Origin of the sequence: Autumnicola aciditolerans, from assembly GCF_041679265.1 — a bacterium.
Lineage (GTDB): Bacteria > Bacteroidota > Bacteroidia > Flavobacteriales > Flavobacteriaceae > Autumnicola.
On record NZ_JBGFSM010000018.1, the window covers coordinates 1 to 12,648 of the forward strand.

The 12,648-nt window shown below is 39.6% G+C and carries 14 protein-coding genes and 1 tRNA gene; 14 read left to right on the top strand and 1 reads right to left on the bottom strand.

Going from position 1 to position 12,648, the window contains the following annotated elements:
- Nucleotides 1–257: 257 nt before the first annotated feature.
- From AB8M93_RS16325 to arsB, 8 genes are all read left to right on the top strand, one after another.
- Nucleotides 258–599 carry a phage holin family protein gene (locus AB8M93_RS16325; RefSeq protein ID WP_373059642.1) on the top strand — a complete coding sequence of 114 codons (342 nt, stop codon included), beginning with the start codon at nucleotides 258–260 and terminating at the stop codon, nucleotides 597–599.
- An 86-nt stretch (nucleotides 600–685) separates the two neighbouring features.
- Nucleotides 686–2,008, top strand: a complete 1,323-nt coding sequence (gene tig / locus AB8M93_RS16330) for a trigger factor (RefSeq protein WP_373059644.1) — start codon at nucleotides 686–688, stop codon at nucleotides 2,006–2,008.
- A gap of 183 nt (nucleotides 2,009–2,191) precedes the next feature.
- Nucleotides 2,192–2,872, top strand: coding sequence for an ATP-dependent Clp endopeptidase proteolytic subunit ClpP (gene clpP, locus AB8M93_RS16335; RefSeq protein ID WP_373059646.1), 681 nt, complete (start codon nucleotides 2,192–2,194; stop codon nucleotides 2,870–2,872).
- 71 nt (nucleotides 2,873–2,943) lie between these two features.
- Nucleotides 2,944–4,176 carry an ATP-dependent Clp protease ATP-binding subunit ClpX gene (clpX, locus tag AB8M93_RS16340; RefSeq protein ID WP_373059648.1) on the top strand — a complete coding sequence of 411 codons (1,233 nt, stop codon included), beginning with the start codon at nucleotides 2,944–2,946 and terminating at the stop codon, nucleotides 4,174–4,176.
- Between the two features lie 110 nt (nucleotides 4,177–4,286).
- Nucleotides 4,287–4,619 carry an ArsR/SmtB family transcription factor gene (locus AB8M93_RS16345; protein ID WP_373059650.1) on the top strand — a complete coding sequence of 111 codons (333 nt, stop codon included), beginning with the start codon at nucleotides 4,287–4,289 and terminating at the stop codon, nucleotides 4,617–4,619.
- Nucleotides 4,620–4,673: 54 nt separating this feature from the next.
- Nucleotides 4,674–5,135, top strand: coding sequence for a DUF6428 family protein (locus AB8M93_RS16350; RefSeq protein ID WP_373059652.1), 462 nt, complete (start codon nucleotides 4,674–4,676; stop codon nucleotides 5,133–5,135).
- Nucleotides 5,136–5,145: 10 nt separating this feature from the next.
- The gene (locus AB8M93_RS16355; RefSeq protein WP_373059654.1) at nucleotides 5,146–5,778 is read left to right on the top strand and encodes a low molecular weight phosphatase family protein; all 633 of its coding nucleotides are present in this window, start codon (nucleotides 5,146–5,148) and stop codon (nucleotides 5,776–5,778) included.
- Nucleotides 5,779–6,816, top strand: a complete 1,038-nt coding sequence (gene arsB, locus AB8M93_RS16360; RefSeq protein ID WP_373059656.1) for an ACR3 family arsenite efflux transporter — start codon at nucleotides 5,779–5,781, stop codon at nucleotides 6,814–6,816.
- Nucleotides 6,817–6,956: 140 nt separating this feature from the next.
- On the opposite strand, the gene AB8M93_RS16365 is transcribed toward arsB, so the two are convergent.
- A tRNA-Phe gene (locus AB8M93_RS16365) sits at nucleotides 6,957–7,029 on the bottom strand.
- A 104-nt stretch (nucleotides 7,030–7,133) separates the two neighbouring features.
- Here AB8M93_RS16365 and AB8M93_RS16370 point away from each other — a divergent pair.
- From AB8M93_RS16370 to AB8M93_RS16395, 6 genes are read left to right on the top strand one after another with little or no spacing between them, the layout of a single operon-like run.
- Nucleotides 7,134–7,865: a type III pantothenate kinase gene (locus AB8M93_RS16370; RefSeq protein WP_373059658.1), complete on the top strand. Its 732-nt coding sequence runs from the start codon at nucleotides 7,134–7,136 to the stop codon at nucleotides 7,863–7,865.
- Entirely contained in the window at nucleotides 7,862–9,100 is a 1,239-nt protein-coding gene (bamG, locus tag AB8M93_RS16375) for a BamG family beta-barrel-assembly machinery protein (protein ID WP_373059660.1), read from the top strand. Before AB8M93_RS16370 ends, bamG begins: the two co-directional genes overlap by 4 nt.
- Nucleotides 9,101–9,118: 18 nt before the next feature.
- A complete protein-coding gene (locus AB8M93_RS16380) occupies nucleotides 9,119–10,495 on the top strand; it encodes a tetratricopeptide repeat protein (protein WP_373059662.1) in 1,377 nt (458 codons plus the stop codon).
- A gap of 1 nt (nucleotide 10,496) precedes the next feature.
- Nucleotides 10,497–11,072 (top strand): LPS export ABC transporter periplasmic protein LptC, encoded by a 576-nt coding sequence (lptC, locus tag AB8M93_RS16385; RefSeq protein ID WP_373059664.1) that lies wholly within the window; start codon nucleotides 10,497–10,499, stop codon nucleotides 11,070–11,072.
- Entirely contained in the window at nucleotides 11,065–11,256 is a 192-nt protein-coding gene (locus AB8M93_RS16390) for a hypothetical protein (protein WP_373059666.1), read from the top strand. Before lptC ends, AB8M93_RS16390 begins: the two co-directional genes overlap by 8 nt.
- An 8-nt stretch (nucleotides 11,257–11,264) precedes the next feature.
- The gene (locus AB8M93_RS16395) at nucleotides 11,265–12,554 is read left to right on the top strand and encodes a hemolysin family protein (protein ID WP_373059668.1); all 1,290 of its coding nucleotides are present in this window, start codon (nucleotides 11,265–11,267) and stop codon (nucleotides 12,552–12,554) included.
- Nucleotides 12,555–12,648 lie beyond the last annotated feature (94 nt).

The window sequence follows — 12,648 nt, forward strand, 5'->3', positions numbered from 1 at the left end:
AATCACTCCATTGACGATCCTCACCGGATGGTCTTGTGGAATTAATTCTTCAATGGAAGGAGGAAAAAGCCAGTTTTACTGTTGGTTATAGACCTTAAATTTATAGCTCATTTATCTGATTATCAGTACTTAAAAATAATAAAAAACCTCCAGATAATCAATAGTTTTGAACCATAAAATGAAAAAAGCTGCCTCAAATTAATGAGACAGCTTCTTTTTTTTGCAATTTTGTGAGGTAACCAATGCTTGTTGATATTATGAAATTTATACTTCGCATCCTGCTTTCTGCAGTTGCCGTTCTTGTTTTAGCTGAAATCCTTCCCGGGGTGGCGGTAGACAATTATGTTACTGCCATTATTGTTGCGCTGGTCCTGGCTTTGCTTAATCTTATTGTGAAACCATTATTAATCCTGTTTACATTGCCGGTAACCATTCTCACTCTTGGGCTTTTCCTGCTCATTATTAATGCGGTAATTATCCTGCTGGCCGATGGTTTTGTTTCCGGGTTTGCGGTAGATGGATTGCTGATGGCGATCATTTTCAGTTTGTTATTGTCCCTTTTCCAATCCTTGTTGTATTCCATTTTAAGTTCAGATTAGAAGCTTGCTGAAATTCAGTAATTTGAAACTTTGCGGGCTTCCGAAAAAAGTGTAATTTTGCACTCCAATTTTTATAATAAGTCAAGATGAATATTACCAGAGAAAATATTGATGAATTAAACGCGGTAGTAAAAGTAGATATCGCTAAAGACGATTATCAGGGTAAAGTAGATAAAATTTTAAAAGACTACCGTAAAAATGCCAATATCCCCGGTTTCCGAAAAGGCCATGTACCTATGGGAATGGTAAAAAAGCAATATGGGAAAGCCGTGTTGGTAGACGAGGTAAATAAATTGTTGCAGGACGCCCTTAATAAATACCTTACCGAAGAAAAACTTGATGTGCTGGGAAATCCGCTGCCTAAAGAGCAGGAAAATTTTGACTGGGATAAAGAAAATTACACTTTTGAATTCGAATTAGGACTTTCTCCAGACTTTGAAGTCAATATGGATCTTAAAGAGCCGGTAACGCATTACAAAATTGTTGCAGATGACGAGATGGTGGAAAACCAGATCAAAAACATGCAAAAGCAATATGGGAAACTGGTTTCCAAAGAGACTGCTGAAGAAGGTGATATTGTTGCCGGGACTTTTAAAAACGAAGAAGAAGGTATAGATAATAATACTTCTGTAGAGTTGGAAAAAGTAAAAGGAAAAGAGAATCTTGACAAATTTATTGGTGCCAAAGCCGGTGATATCATCAGCTTAAAAACCAAAGACCTTTTTGAAGACGATCACGATCTGATAAAACATCTTAAAATTGAACATGATAAAGCCCACGATCTTGATATTGAAGTTCAATTTACCGTAACTGAAGTAAACCATCAGGAGCTGGCAGACCTTGACCAGGAATTATTTGATAAACTTTTTGGTAAGGATCAGGTAAAAACAGTGACAGAGCTAAAGGAAAAGATCAAAGAAGATGCTGCAAAGCAATTTCAGCAGCAAAGCGATCAGCAATTGATGAATGATGTTACTGAGAAGCTGATTGAAAATACAGAATTTGATCTTCCAAAGGAATTTCTTCAGAAATGGATCCAAACAGTGGGAGAAGAGCCAATGACTGAGGAGGAAGCGGCTGAAGAATATGAGAAGAGCGAAAAAGGGCTTCGCTACCAGTTGATTGAAGGAAAGATTATGAAGGATAATAACCTGGAGATCAATTTTGAAGACCTTAAAGCTTTTGCTACAGATAAAATCAAAGCGCAAATGGCGCAGTTTGGGCAAATGGATCCTTCAGAAAAAGAACTGGACGATATTGCTGCGAGGATTCTTTCCAACCAGGATGAAGCCAAGCGCTTATCTGAACAATTGATGAATGAAAAACTTCTTGAATTTTATAAAGAAAATATGAAGTTCAATGAAAAAGAAGTCACTTATGAAGAATTCGTGAAAGAAATTTATGAGTAGGCCTTTTTTATAATTTATACTTATCTTTAAGGCGTTAAACCATTTGGTATAACGCCTTTTTTAATAAAAATGAACCTGTAAAAATCAGGTAAAACTGAGGCCAATTGAACTTTTATTTTTAAGGTTTTATTGGCTGATATTTTTAAATAGATTTCTTTATTGAAAGCATAAAAAATAAAATTGATGGATTACGGAAAAGAATTTGAAAAATATGCCACCAAACATCATGGGATAAACAGTATGTACTATGATCAACTGGTGAGCGCGGTAACCCCGCCAATGGGAATGACTCCTAATATTATTGAAGAACGCCAGATGAATGCAGTGGCTATGGATGTTTTTTCACGCTTAATGATGGATCGTATCATTTTTATGGGTACTGCCATTAGTGACCAGATCGCCAACATTATCCAGGCTCAGCTGCTCTTTTTAGAGAGCACAGACTCTTCTAAAGACATCCAGATTTATATTAATTCCCCCGGAGGAAGTGTGTATGCAGGCCTGGGAATTTACGATACGATGCAGTTTATTAAGCCAGATGTTGCCACAATTTGTACAGGAATGGCGGCCTCAATGGGGGCGGTACTTTTATGTGCCGGGGAAAAAGGAAAACGTAGCGGTTTGCCACATTCCCGCGTGATGATACACCAGCCATTAGGTGGGGCACAGGGACAGGCCAGTGATATAGAAATTACTGCGCGTGAAATCCTACTTTTAAAGGAGGAACTTTATAAAATTATCTCTAAACATACAGGCCAGTCTTATGATAAGGTCCATGAGGACAGTGACCGTGATTACTGGATGAAAGCCGATAAGGCTAAAGAGTATGGAATGATTGACGAAATCTTACAAAGAGAAGGATAAATTGGATTTCAGGATTCCTTTTTTATATTATAAGAGAGAAAATCTGAAACAATAACACGAAAACCAAGAAAATGGGTAAAGAGGATTTAGAATGTTCATTTTGTGGGAGGAAGAAACCGGAAACGAGTTTACTTATCGCCGGGCTGGATGCGCATATATGTGACAGGTGTATAGAACAGGCTCATGGCATTGTTTTGGAAGAATCCCGGCAGGGAGAAGCCAAAGAACTTTCTTCAGATTTAATGCTGAGCAAACCTAAAGTGATCAAGGCCTTTCTGGATGAATATGTGATTGGACAGGAAGCTACCAAAAAAGTGATGTCTGTTGCCGTGTATAATCACTATAAAAGATTGTTGCAACCAAATTCTGATGATGATGTAGAGATCCAGAAAAGTAACATCATTATGGTCGGGGAAACCGGTACCGGTAAAACCCTTATTGCCAAAACTATCGCCAGGATGCTTAATGTGCCACTTGCCATAGTAGATGCTACGGTATTAACTGAAGCCGGCTATGTGGGAGAAGATGTGGAAGGTATACTTACCCGCCTGCTTCAGGCGGCAGATTATAATTTGGAAAAAGCGCAACGCGGCATTGTTTTTATTGATGAAATTGATAAAATTGCCCGCAAGAGCGACAATCCTTCCATTACCCGCGATGTATCCGGGGAAGGAGTTCAGCAGGCTTTGCTGAAGTTACTGGAGGGAACTACCGTTAACGTTCCGCCTAAAGGAGGAAGAAAGCATCCGGACCAGAAGTTTATTGAAGTAGACACTGAAAATATTCTTTTTATCGCCGGAGGTGCTTTTGACGGGATCGAAAGGAATATCAGCAAAAGGCTAAATATGCAGGCCGTAGGTTTTAGCGCTTCCAAAGGGGAAGATGCCATAGAACGCACCAATTTGTTGAAATATATTATTCCGAAGGATTTAAAAGATTTTGGGCTTATTCCTGAAATTATCGGCCGTCTTCCGGCATTAACGTATATGAACCCGCTGGATAAGGACACCCTGCGTGCCATCCTTACCGAGCCTAAAAACGCCATTATCAAGCAGTATAAAAAGCTTTTTGAAATGGATGATATTGAGTTTGAAATGACAGAAGAGGCACTGGATTATATTGTTGAAAAAGCCGTGGAATATAAACTTGGGGCCAGGGGACTGCGTTCCCTGTGTGAAGCGATTTTAACCGATGCCATGTTTGAAATGCCGGAAGGTAATGAGAATAAATTGGTGGTAGATGCCGAATATGCTGAAGAAAAGCTAAACAAATCCACTATTAATAAGCTGAAGGCGGTTTCCTAAATTACAATAGCAAATAAATTTAAAGCCATTCTTAAAGGAGTGGCTTTTTTTATGTTCAAGGTTGCTATAATCTCACAAATAATCGTAATATTGCAATATAACAAAAGGATATGGGCGTTACGAAGTCTGAGATATTTACAGAATACCAAAATGAGCTGGCGATGGTTTCAAGGGTACTTGGCCATCCCGCCAGGATAGCTATTCTTCAGCACCTCATTAAAACAAATAATTGTATTTGTGGTGACCTTGTGGAAGTAGTTGGCCTGGCGCAGCCCACAATTTCACAGCACCTCAAAGAGCTTAAAAACCTGGGCCTTATAAAAGGAAATATTGAAGGTACGCGGGTGTGTTACTGTATAAATGAAGCCAGGTGGGGCGAAATTAGGCAGCTTTTTACAGCGTTTCTGGATCAGGATGTTTCCGCTTCCGGGGAATGCTGCTAAAAAAAATTAAATTTAATCATCGTTTTATTGCGATATAACAATAAAATCCTAACCATGAAAATATCAGAAATTAAAGAGTATTTAAAGGACCTCGAAAAAATAGCGTTTCAACTTCCGGATGGGAATCTGGTGCCGGCGCATTTTCATGTAACCGAGATTGGGAAAATCAGCAAGAAGTTTATCGATTGTGGCGGAACAATAAGAAGTGAAGAAAAAGCCAGTTTTCAATTATGGGAGGCAAACGATTTTAATCACCGGCTGCATCCGGAAAAGCTGATCTCCATAATTGAACTTTCAGAAAAAGTACTGGAACTGCCAGATCTGGAAATTGAAGTGGAATACCAGCAGGGTACTATAGCAAAATTCGATCTCGGTTTTGATGGCAGGAATTTTTTATTGCTGAATAAACAAACCGATTGCCTTGCAAAAGATGAATGCGGCGTGCAAAACAAGCCAAAGCTGAAAATGAGTGAATTGCAATCATCATCATGTAAGCCAAATTCAGGTTGCTGTTAATATGCCAGGAATGAAGACAAAAAATAAGATTTTAGAAAAGCTTAAGAAAAAAATTGAAGCTATCGGGATTTCAACAATTTCAGAAGAACGTAAAAAAGTTCTAGAACCTCTTGTGGAATATCTTCAGCAGAAAATTGATAAAAATGAGGTTGCGCAGTTAAATTTTATCTGTACGCACAACTCAAGGAGAAGCCAGTTTGCGCAAATATGGGCGCAGGCAATGGGGCAGTTTTACAACATTCCTGTTGCTGCTTTTTCGGGTGGTGTAGAAGTTACCGCTTTTCATGAAAATGCCGTGGAGGCCATAAAGAGAGCAGGTTTTAGAGTTTCTGCGGAAGGCGAGGGGAATCCCGTTTATTTGGTTAAGTATGCGGAAGAATTAGCGCCTTTAAAAATGTTTTCCAAAAAGTATGATGACAATGCCAACCCGCAGAAAAATTTCGCGGCTGTTATGACCTGTTCGCATGCAGATGAAACCTGTCCTTTTATTCCGGGCGCCGAGAAGCGAATTCCTATAAAATATGAAGACCCCAAAGAATTTGATGGTTTACCTGAACAGGATCAAAAATATGATGAAAGGAGCGAACAAATTGCCACAGAGATGAAGTATGTTTTTTATTCCTTATCGCTTAAAACCACATAAATGCCTGCAGGAGCTAAAAAATTAAATTTTCTTAATTCATATCTTACCTTATGGATTTTTATAGCAATGGCTGTTGGCGTTGGTCTCGGCTACTTTTTTCCTTCAGTCCCCGCTCAGGTAAATTCATATAGTAGCGGAACGACAAACTGGCCAATTGCGGTTGGGCTCATCCTTATGATGTATCCGCCACTGGCAAAAGTAGATTACCGGCTGCTGCCAAAAGTTTTTCAAAATATAAAGATCCTTTCTATTTCCCTGCTCCTTAACTGGATTATTGGCCCTGTTTTAATGTTTGCGCTTGCAATGATTTTCCTTCAGGATTATCCGGATTATCTGGTTGGGCTTATTCTAATTGGCCTTGCCCGTTGTATCGCTATGGTGCTGGTATGGAACGACCTTGCCGAAGGTAGCAGTGAATATGGAGCGGCCCTGGTGGCACTTAATAGCATCTTTCAGGTATTTGGATATAGTTTTTATGCCTGGTTGTTTATAACCGTATTGCCCCCGCTGTTTGGCTTTGAAGGAGCAATAGTGAACATTTCTATAGCTACAATTGCAGAAAGTGTGGCTATCTATCTGGGAATTCCTTTTCTGGCTGGTATTTTAAGCAGATTCCTGCTGGTTAGGATAAAAAGCAAAAAATGGTATGAAGATAAATTTCTTCCCGCAATTTCGCCGGTAACTCTTATTGCCCTGCTCTTCACCATTATTGTAATGTTTTCCTTAAAAGGCGAATTAATTGTAGGAATTCCTTATAATGTCCTGGTAATTGCGGTGCCATTATTGATCTATTTTACCGTAATGTTCCTGATTGGCTTTTTTATTAGTAGAGCCATGGGCGCAGATTATGACAAAAATGCCGCGATCTCTTTTACTGCCGCCGGTAATAATTTTGAACTGGCCATTGCGGTGGCCATTGCTGTTTTTGGACTCAATTCCGGCCAGGCTTTTGCCGGGGTAGTGGGGCCGTTAATAGAAGTTCCTGCGCTTATCCTGCTGGTGAAGGTAGCGTTTTGGTTAAGGCGGAAGTATTATTAGTTTATGCTTGTTCAAGAGGAGAAAAAGACCTGCCAGGTTTTCAAACCTGATAGGTCTAGAGTTTTAGGGATCAAGAACAAAAGTTGGGGAGAAATTAAGAGCAACAAAAAAACCCGCAACATCGTTACGGGTTTCCTGGGTGGTGCCTCCAGGAATCGAACCAGGGACACAAGGATTTTCAGTCCTTTGCTCTACCAACTGAGCTAAGGCACCAGTTGCTTTTGAAAGCGGTGGCAAATATAATTTCATTTTTAGTAACTGGCAAAAGAAATTTTAAAAAAATGCTTTTGTATTTTAGCCACCTCAGTTTTTAAAGCATGAATTTAGTAGTAGATATAGGGAATACTTCAGTGAAAGCAGCTGTTTTTCAAGGTGCTGAGGTTCTGTTTAAATCTTCATTTCAGCTCAAAGATTTTTCAGAAAAAATTTCAGAAATAAAAGAAAATTATCCTCAAACAGGTTTTGCCATACTTTCCAGCGTGGTAAAAGAGGTGGAGGATGAGGTGAATTTACTTCAGAAAAATTTCAATTTTCTTCAGCTTACGCCAAATTTGCCTTTGCCTTTCAAAAACCTTTATTCCACCCCGCTTACTTTGGGCAAAGACCGCATTGCTTTAATGGCGGCGGCTGTGGCTGCTTTTCCGCAGAAAAACGTCCTGGTTATTGATGCAGGTACCTGTGTGACCTTCGACTTTAAAAATAAGGGAGAAGAATATCTTGGCGGTGCCATTTCTCCCGGTTTGCAGATGAGATTTAAAGCCTTGCACAAGTTTACTGCAAATTTACCGTTAATATCTCCAGAGGAAGACTTGAAAATGATTGGGGATTCTACTAAAAGCAGCATCCTCTCTGGTGTTATTAATGGAATGGCTGCAGAGATTGACGGCACGATAACTGCCTATAAGTCAAAATATGAAGATTTAACAGTAATTTTTACGGGTGGAGATCAGCAATTTTTGTCTAAGAGGTTAAAAAATGGCATATTTGCGAACTCAAATTTTCTCTTGGAAGGACTAAACTACATTTTAGAATTTAATAAAAATCAATGATCAAACGATTTATAGTAATCGTCGCTATTCTCTCTTCCGCTTTTGCGGCTGCACAGGAAAACATCTCTTCTCCATATTCATATTACGGGATTGGACTTACAAATTTTAAGGGGACAGTAGAAAACAGGTCCATGGGAGGGTTGAGTATCTTTTCAGACAGCATCCACTTGAATTTACGTAATCCTGCTTCTTATGGAAGGCTAAGGCTTACCACTTATTCCATAGGGGCAAGCCACCAACGAACTAAATTACAAACCAGTGAGGAACAGGATAACGCAAAGATCTCTTCTCTTGATTATTTGGGACTGGGAATTCCTGTAAGCAATAAACTTGGTTTTGGACTGGGGCTTGTGCCATACACCGCAGTAGGGTATCGCATCCTGGATATAAATGAAGATGTTGCCAGCAGGTTAAATGGCCGTGGGGGGATGAATAAGGTTTTTCTTTCTGCAGGCTACGAGATCAACAAAAACTTTAGCGTAGGAGTTGATGCTAATTATAACTTCGGAAATTTCCAGAACAGGAGAACGGTAAGCCGTGAAGGCATACAGTTTGGAACAAGGGACATTAGCCGTTCGGATATTCTGGGATTTAGTTTTAACTTTGGGTTGGATTATCAGGCAATGCTAACAGATAAGTTGCAGCTACATGTGGCGGGTACTTATGCGCCTGAAGTAGAGCTTACCTCAGAGAATTTCAGGGAGCTTTCTACTGTTGCTTTTATTGCCACTGGAGAAGCAATTGTGGAATCCCGCGAATTGGATGTTGAAGACACTAATTTCTCACTTCCTGAACAACTTACCCTTGGGGCTGGAATAGGAATGCCCAGGAAATGGTTTGTGGGAGCAGAATATAATAATATTGGAAGGAGTTCTTTTCTGTTTAATTCGGTTACTGATGATGCGGTATATACCGATGCGGCACAGTATAGGTTAGGAGGTTATTTTATCCCGCGGTATAACTCCTTTACCAGCTATTTTAGCCGGGTAGTTTACCGTGGGGGATTTCGGTATGAGGAAACCGGTCTTAACCTCAACGGAGAAGGCATAAATGAGTTTGGCATATCTTTTGGAGTAGGCCTACCTGTAGGAGCACAATTCTCTAATTTAAACCTCGGAGTTGAGTATGGACAGCGCGGTACAACGGCTTCGGGATTAATACAGGAAGATTATTTTAAGATATCTGTAGGATTGTCTTTAAATGATAAGTGGTTCGAAAGAAGAAAATTTAATTAACCAATATAAACAAGTAAAATGAAAGCGAGATTTATAGCATTAATAACCGGTGCATTATTAGGGTCGGGTGCTTTAAGTGCACAATCTAACGATTGTCCAACTATGGCGGCTTTGGCTTATGATGATGCAAAAGCAAAAAATTACGACGCGGCATACGAGCCTCTTAAAAATGTAATGGATAAATGTCCTGATTATAGTTTGGCCACTTACCAGTATTTGGAAAGAGTACTTGAAGATAAAATTAAAAAAGCTTCTGCCGATGCTCAAAAGAAGCAGTATATAAATGAATTGATTAGCGTTTGGGAAAAACGCCTTGAACTTTATCCTGAAAAAACCAGTAAAGGTAAAGTGTACGGCGACATTGCTCAGCTAAAATATGATAATGAATTAGGTTCTAAAGAAGAGCTTTATAACGCCTTTGATAAAGCGTTCACTGAAGATAGGGAAAACTTCACCAGCGCAAAAGGCCTGTATGCTTATTTTGACCTTATGGTGGAAATGCAGGACGCAGGAGAGAGAGAACTTCAGGACGTATTCGATATTTACGATAAGGTAATGGCCAAAATTGAAGAGGAAGAAAATGACGCTGCTGAAGAACTTGCCCCTCTTTTAGAGAAGCAGGAAGCCGGGGATGATTTAACTTCAAAAGAGAAAACCAAAATAAAATATGCAGAGATCAACCTTGGGAATTATAATGCTGTAAAAAATGCCTTAAATGCCAAATTGGGGGCAAGAGCAGATTGTGATAACCTGATTCCGCTTTACAAAAAAGATTTCGAAGAAAAGAAAACAGATGTTAACTGGTTACAGAACGCCAACGCAAGGCTTTCAGCTAAAGATTGTACTGAGGATCCATTGTTTTTCCAGGTATCTGAAGCTTTACACCAGTTAAAACCTTCTGCAAGCTCTGCTTACTCTTTAGGGCAGTTAGCTGAAGCTGACGGGGACCGTGCAAAAGCTTTGGAATATTATAACGAAGCAGCCGAGCTGGAAGAGAACCCAAGCGATAAGGCTAAGATATATTATAGAATTGCAAGTAATTATAAAGAAAGAGGTAGTTTTGGACAAGCAAGAAACTTCTATAGAAAGGCCCTGGAAGCCAAACCATCTATGGGAACGGCTTACCTTCAGATTGCCAACATGATTGCTCAGAGTGCCAATAACTGTGGAGAAGATGCCTTTACCAAAAGAGCAGTTTACTGGCTGGCTGCAGATTATGCTGCCAGGGCAGGTAGGGTAGATCCTTCTATCTCCAGTAATGCCAACCAGGCTGCCGCAAGTTACCGTGGTAGGGCTCCTCAAAAGTCTGATGTATTCCAGTCTGGAAGAAGTGCGGGCGAGGCTATTCAAATAGGATGCTGGATTGGTGAGACCGTTCGTATCCCTCAAACGTAATATGAGATTAAAATATAACCACATCATTTCAGGCATTGTCACGCTCATAGGCGTGACAATGCTTTTTTCATGCCAGGGCAATTTAAATGAAGTGAGGGAAATGGACCTGCAGGGGGATTCTCCCCAGGCGGTTGCTGAAGGCCTTAACCTTAAATTTACAGATTCCGGCAGGCTGGTAGCCATTCTGCGGAGTCCTAAGATGTTTGATTATACCAACAAAAATTTCCCGTTCAGGGAATTTCCGGACGGGCTGGAAGTGGAATTTTTTGACGAAAACAATAAAAAAAACACCATCACCTCAGATTACGGGATCATCTACGATGAAACCGGCCTTATAGATTTGCGCGGCAATGTGGTAATTGTAACCAGTGACAGCACTCAACTTGAAGCCAACCAGCTTTACTGGGACCAGAACAAAAGCTGGGTCTTTACAGACCGTCCAAATACTATAAAATTTCCGGATGGCGGGGTGAACCGCGGCCAGGGTTTTGATTCTAATCAGAATTTCGGTAATTTCAGGTCCAGGACAAATATTGGGGTGCAGATTTTAGATGAAACAGAAGAAGAGGATGAGTAAATTTTTCAAATTTTTTGAATATGCCTACCTGGTATTTGCGGCTTTCTTTATTTTTGAAGCTGTAAGGATCTGGAATATAGAGCGCAGTCGTGCCTATATATTTCTGTTCTTTGTTTGTATTGCTGTTTTTATGTTCTTTTTTAAAAGACACTTCAGGCACAAGTATAAGGACCGTAACGAATAATAATTCCTATGGATTCAGAAATCATAATTATTGTGTTTTCTCTTGTGCTCTCTGCGTTTTTCTCGGGAATGGAAATTGCCTATGTTTCCTCTAATAAGATCTATATTGAAATTGAAAAGCGCCAGAATGATTTTTTGGCCAAAGTGTTAAAGCGACTCACTAAAAAACCATCTAAGTTTATCGCAACCATGCTGGTGGGTAATAATATTGCGCTGGTAATCTATAGTTTTTTCATGGGGGATTTGCTTATGAACTGGCTGCTAGGCATCGCTACAACAGAGGGCAGCTTCCTTAATTATATCATTGTAGACCTTAGCCTTTTTACCCAAACCCTTATTTCTACCCTTATCATTTTGCTAACGGCAGAATTTCTGCCTAAAGTTTTTTTCCAGATCTATGCCAATACCATGCTGAAGTTTTTTGCGGTGCCGGCGTATTTCTTCTATGTCTTGTTCAGTTTTATCTCTTCTTTCGTGATCTGGGTTTCCGATCTTGTGCTGAAGCGCTTTTTTAAAACCGAAGGAGATGAGGTACAGCTCGCCTTCAGCAAAGTAGAACTGGGAAATTTTATCAGTGAACAAATGGAAACGGTGGAAGAAGATGAAGAAGTAGATTCTGAAATTCAGATTTTTCAGAATGCCCTGGAATTTTCAGATATAAAAGCCAGGGAAGTCATGATCCCGCGTACCGAAATTATTGGTGTAGACCAAAAAGAAGACCCGAAAGACCTGATTAATAAGTTTACTGAAACCGGGCTGTCCAAGATTTTAGTGTACAATGAAACCATAGACGATATTATTGGTTATGTTCACTCCTTTGAGCTCTTTAAGAAACCGTCCTCTATTAAATCTATTTTGTTGCCGGTGGTTTTTGTGCCGGAGACCATGTGGGTTAAAGATGTGCTGAATATTCTCATAAAAAAGCGAAAAAGTATCGCGGTGGTTATAGATGAATACGGCGGCACCAGCGGGATGATGACGGTAGAGGATATTGTGGAGGAGCTTTTTGGAGAAATTGAAGATGAGCATGATTCCGCTATTTTAATTGAAGAAAAACTAGGTGAGAATCATTACAAATTTTCAGCACGTACAGAAGTAGATTATGTAAATGAAACTTACAGGCTGGATATTCCTGAAGGCGAAAATTATGAAACCCTTGGGGGCTTTATTGTACATCATACAGAGGAGATCCCCCAACAAGGGGAGGTGTTGCAAATAGAAAAATTCGAATTTCGTATTCTGGAAGTATCCAATACTAAAATTGAATTGGTAGAAGTAAAAATTAAGCCAGCCGATTAACCAAATTTGGAGTTAATATTTTGCTAATTATTAGTTTTATTATTAGCCTAAAAACACTATTTTCGCCCACTATATTTTGATAAATAACAATTAA

Coding starts and splice junctions, on each gene's coding strand:
- AB8M93_RS16355 (WP_373059654.1), top strand. CDS start 5,146: ATGAAGACAAAAAATAAGATTTTAGAAAAGCTTAAGAAAAAAATTGAA.
- AB8M93_RS16370 (WP_373059658.1), top strand. CDS start 7,134: ATGAATTTAGTAGTAGATATAGGGAATACTTCAGTGAAAGCAGCTGTT.
- tig (WP_373059644.1), top strand. CDS start 686: ATGAATATTACCAGAGAAAATATTGATGAATTAAACGCGGTAGTAAAA.
- AB8M93_RS16350 (WP_373059652.1), top strand. CDS start 4,674: ATGAAAATATCAGAAATTAAAGAGTATTTAAAGGACCTCGAAAAAATA.
- AB8M93_RS16325 (WP_373059642.1), top strand. CDS start 258: ATGAAATTTATACTTCGCATCCTGCTTTCTGCAGTTGCCGTTCTTGTT.
- AB8M93_RS16345 (WP_373059650.1), top strand. CDS start 4,287: ATGGGCGTTACGAAGTCTGAGATATTTACAGAATACCAAAATGAGCTG.
- arsB (WP_373059656.1), top strand. CDS start 5,779: ATGCCTGCAGGAGCTAAAAAATTAAATTTTCTTAATTCATATCTTACC.
- bamG (WP_373059660.1), top strand. CDS start 7,862: ATGATCAAACGATTTATAGTAATCGTCGCTATTCTCTCTTCCGCTTTT.
- clpX (WP_373059648.1), top strand. CDS start 2,944: ATGGGTAAAGAGGATTTAGAATGTTCATTTTGTGGGAGGAAGAAACCG.
- AB8M93_RS16390 (WP_373059666.1), top strand. CDS start 11,065: ATGAGTAAATTTTTCAAATTTTTTGAATATGCCTACCTGGTATTTGCG.
- AB8M93_RS16380 (WP_373059662.1), top strand. CDS start 9,119: ATGAAAGCGAGATTTATAGCATTAATAACCGGTGCATTATTAGGGTCG.
- clpP (WP_373059646.1), top strand. CDS start 2,192: ATGGATTACGGAAAAGAATTTGAAAAATATGCCACCAAACATCATGGG.
- AB8M93_RS16395 (WP_373059668.1), top strand. CDS start 11,265: ATGGATTCAGAAATCATAATTATTGTGTTTTCTCTTGTGCTCTCTGCG.
- lptC (WP_373059664.1), top strand. CDS start 10,497: ATGAGATTAAAATATAACCACATCATTTCAGGCATTGTCACGCTCATA.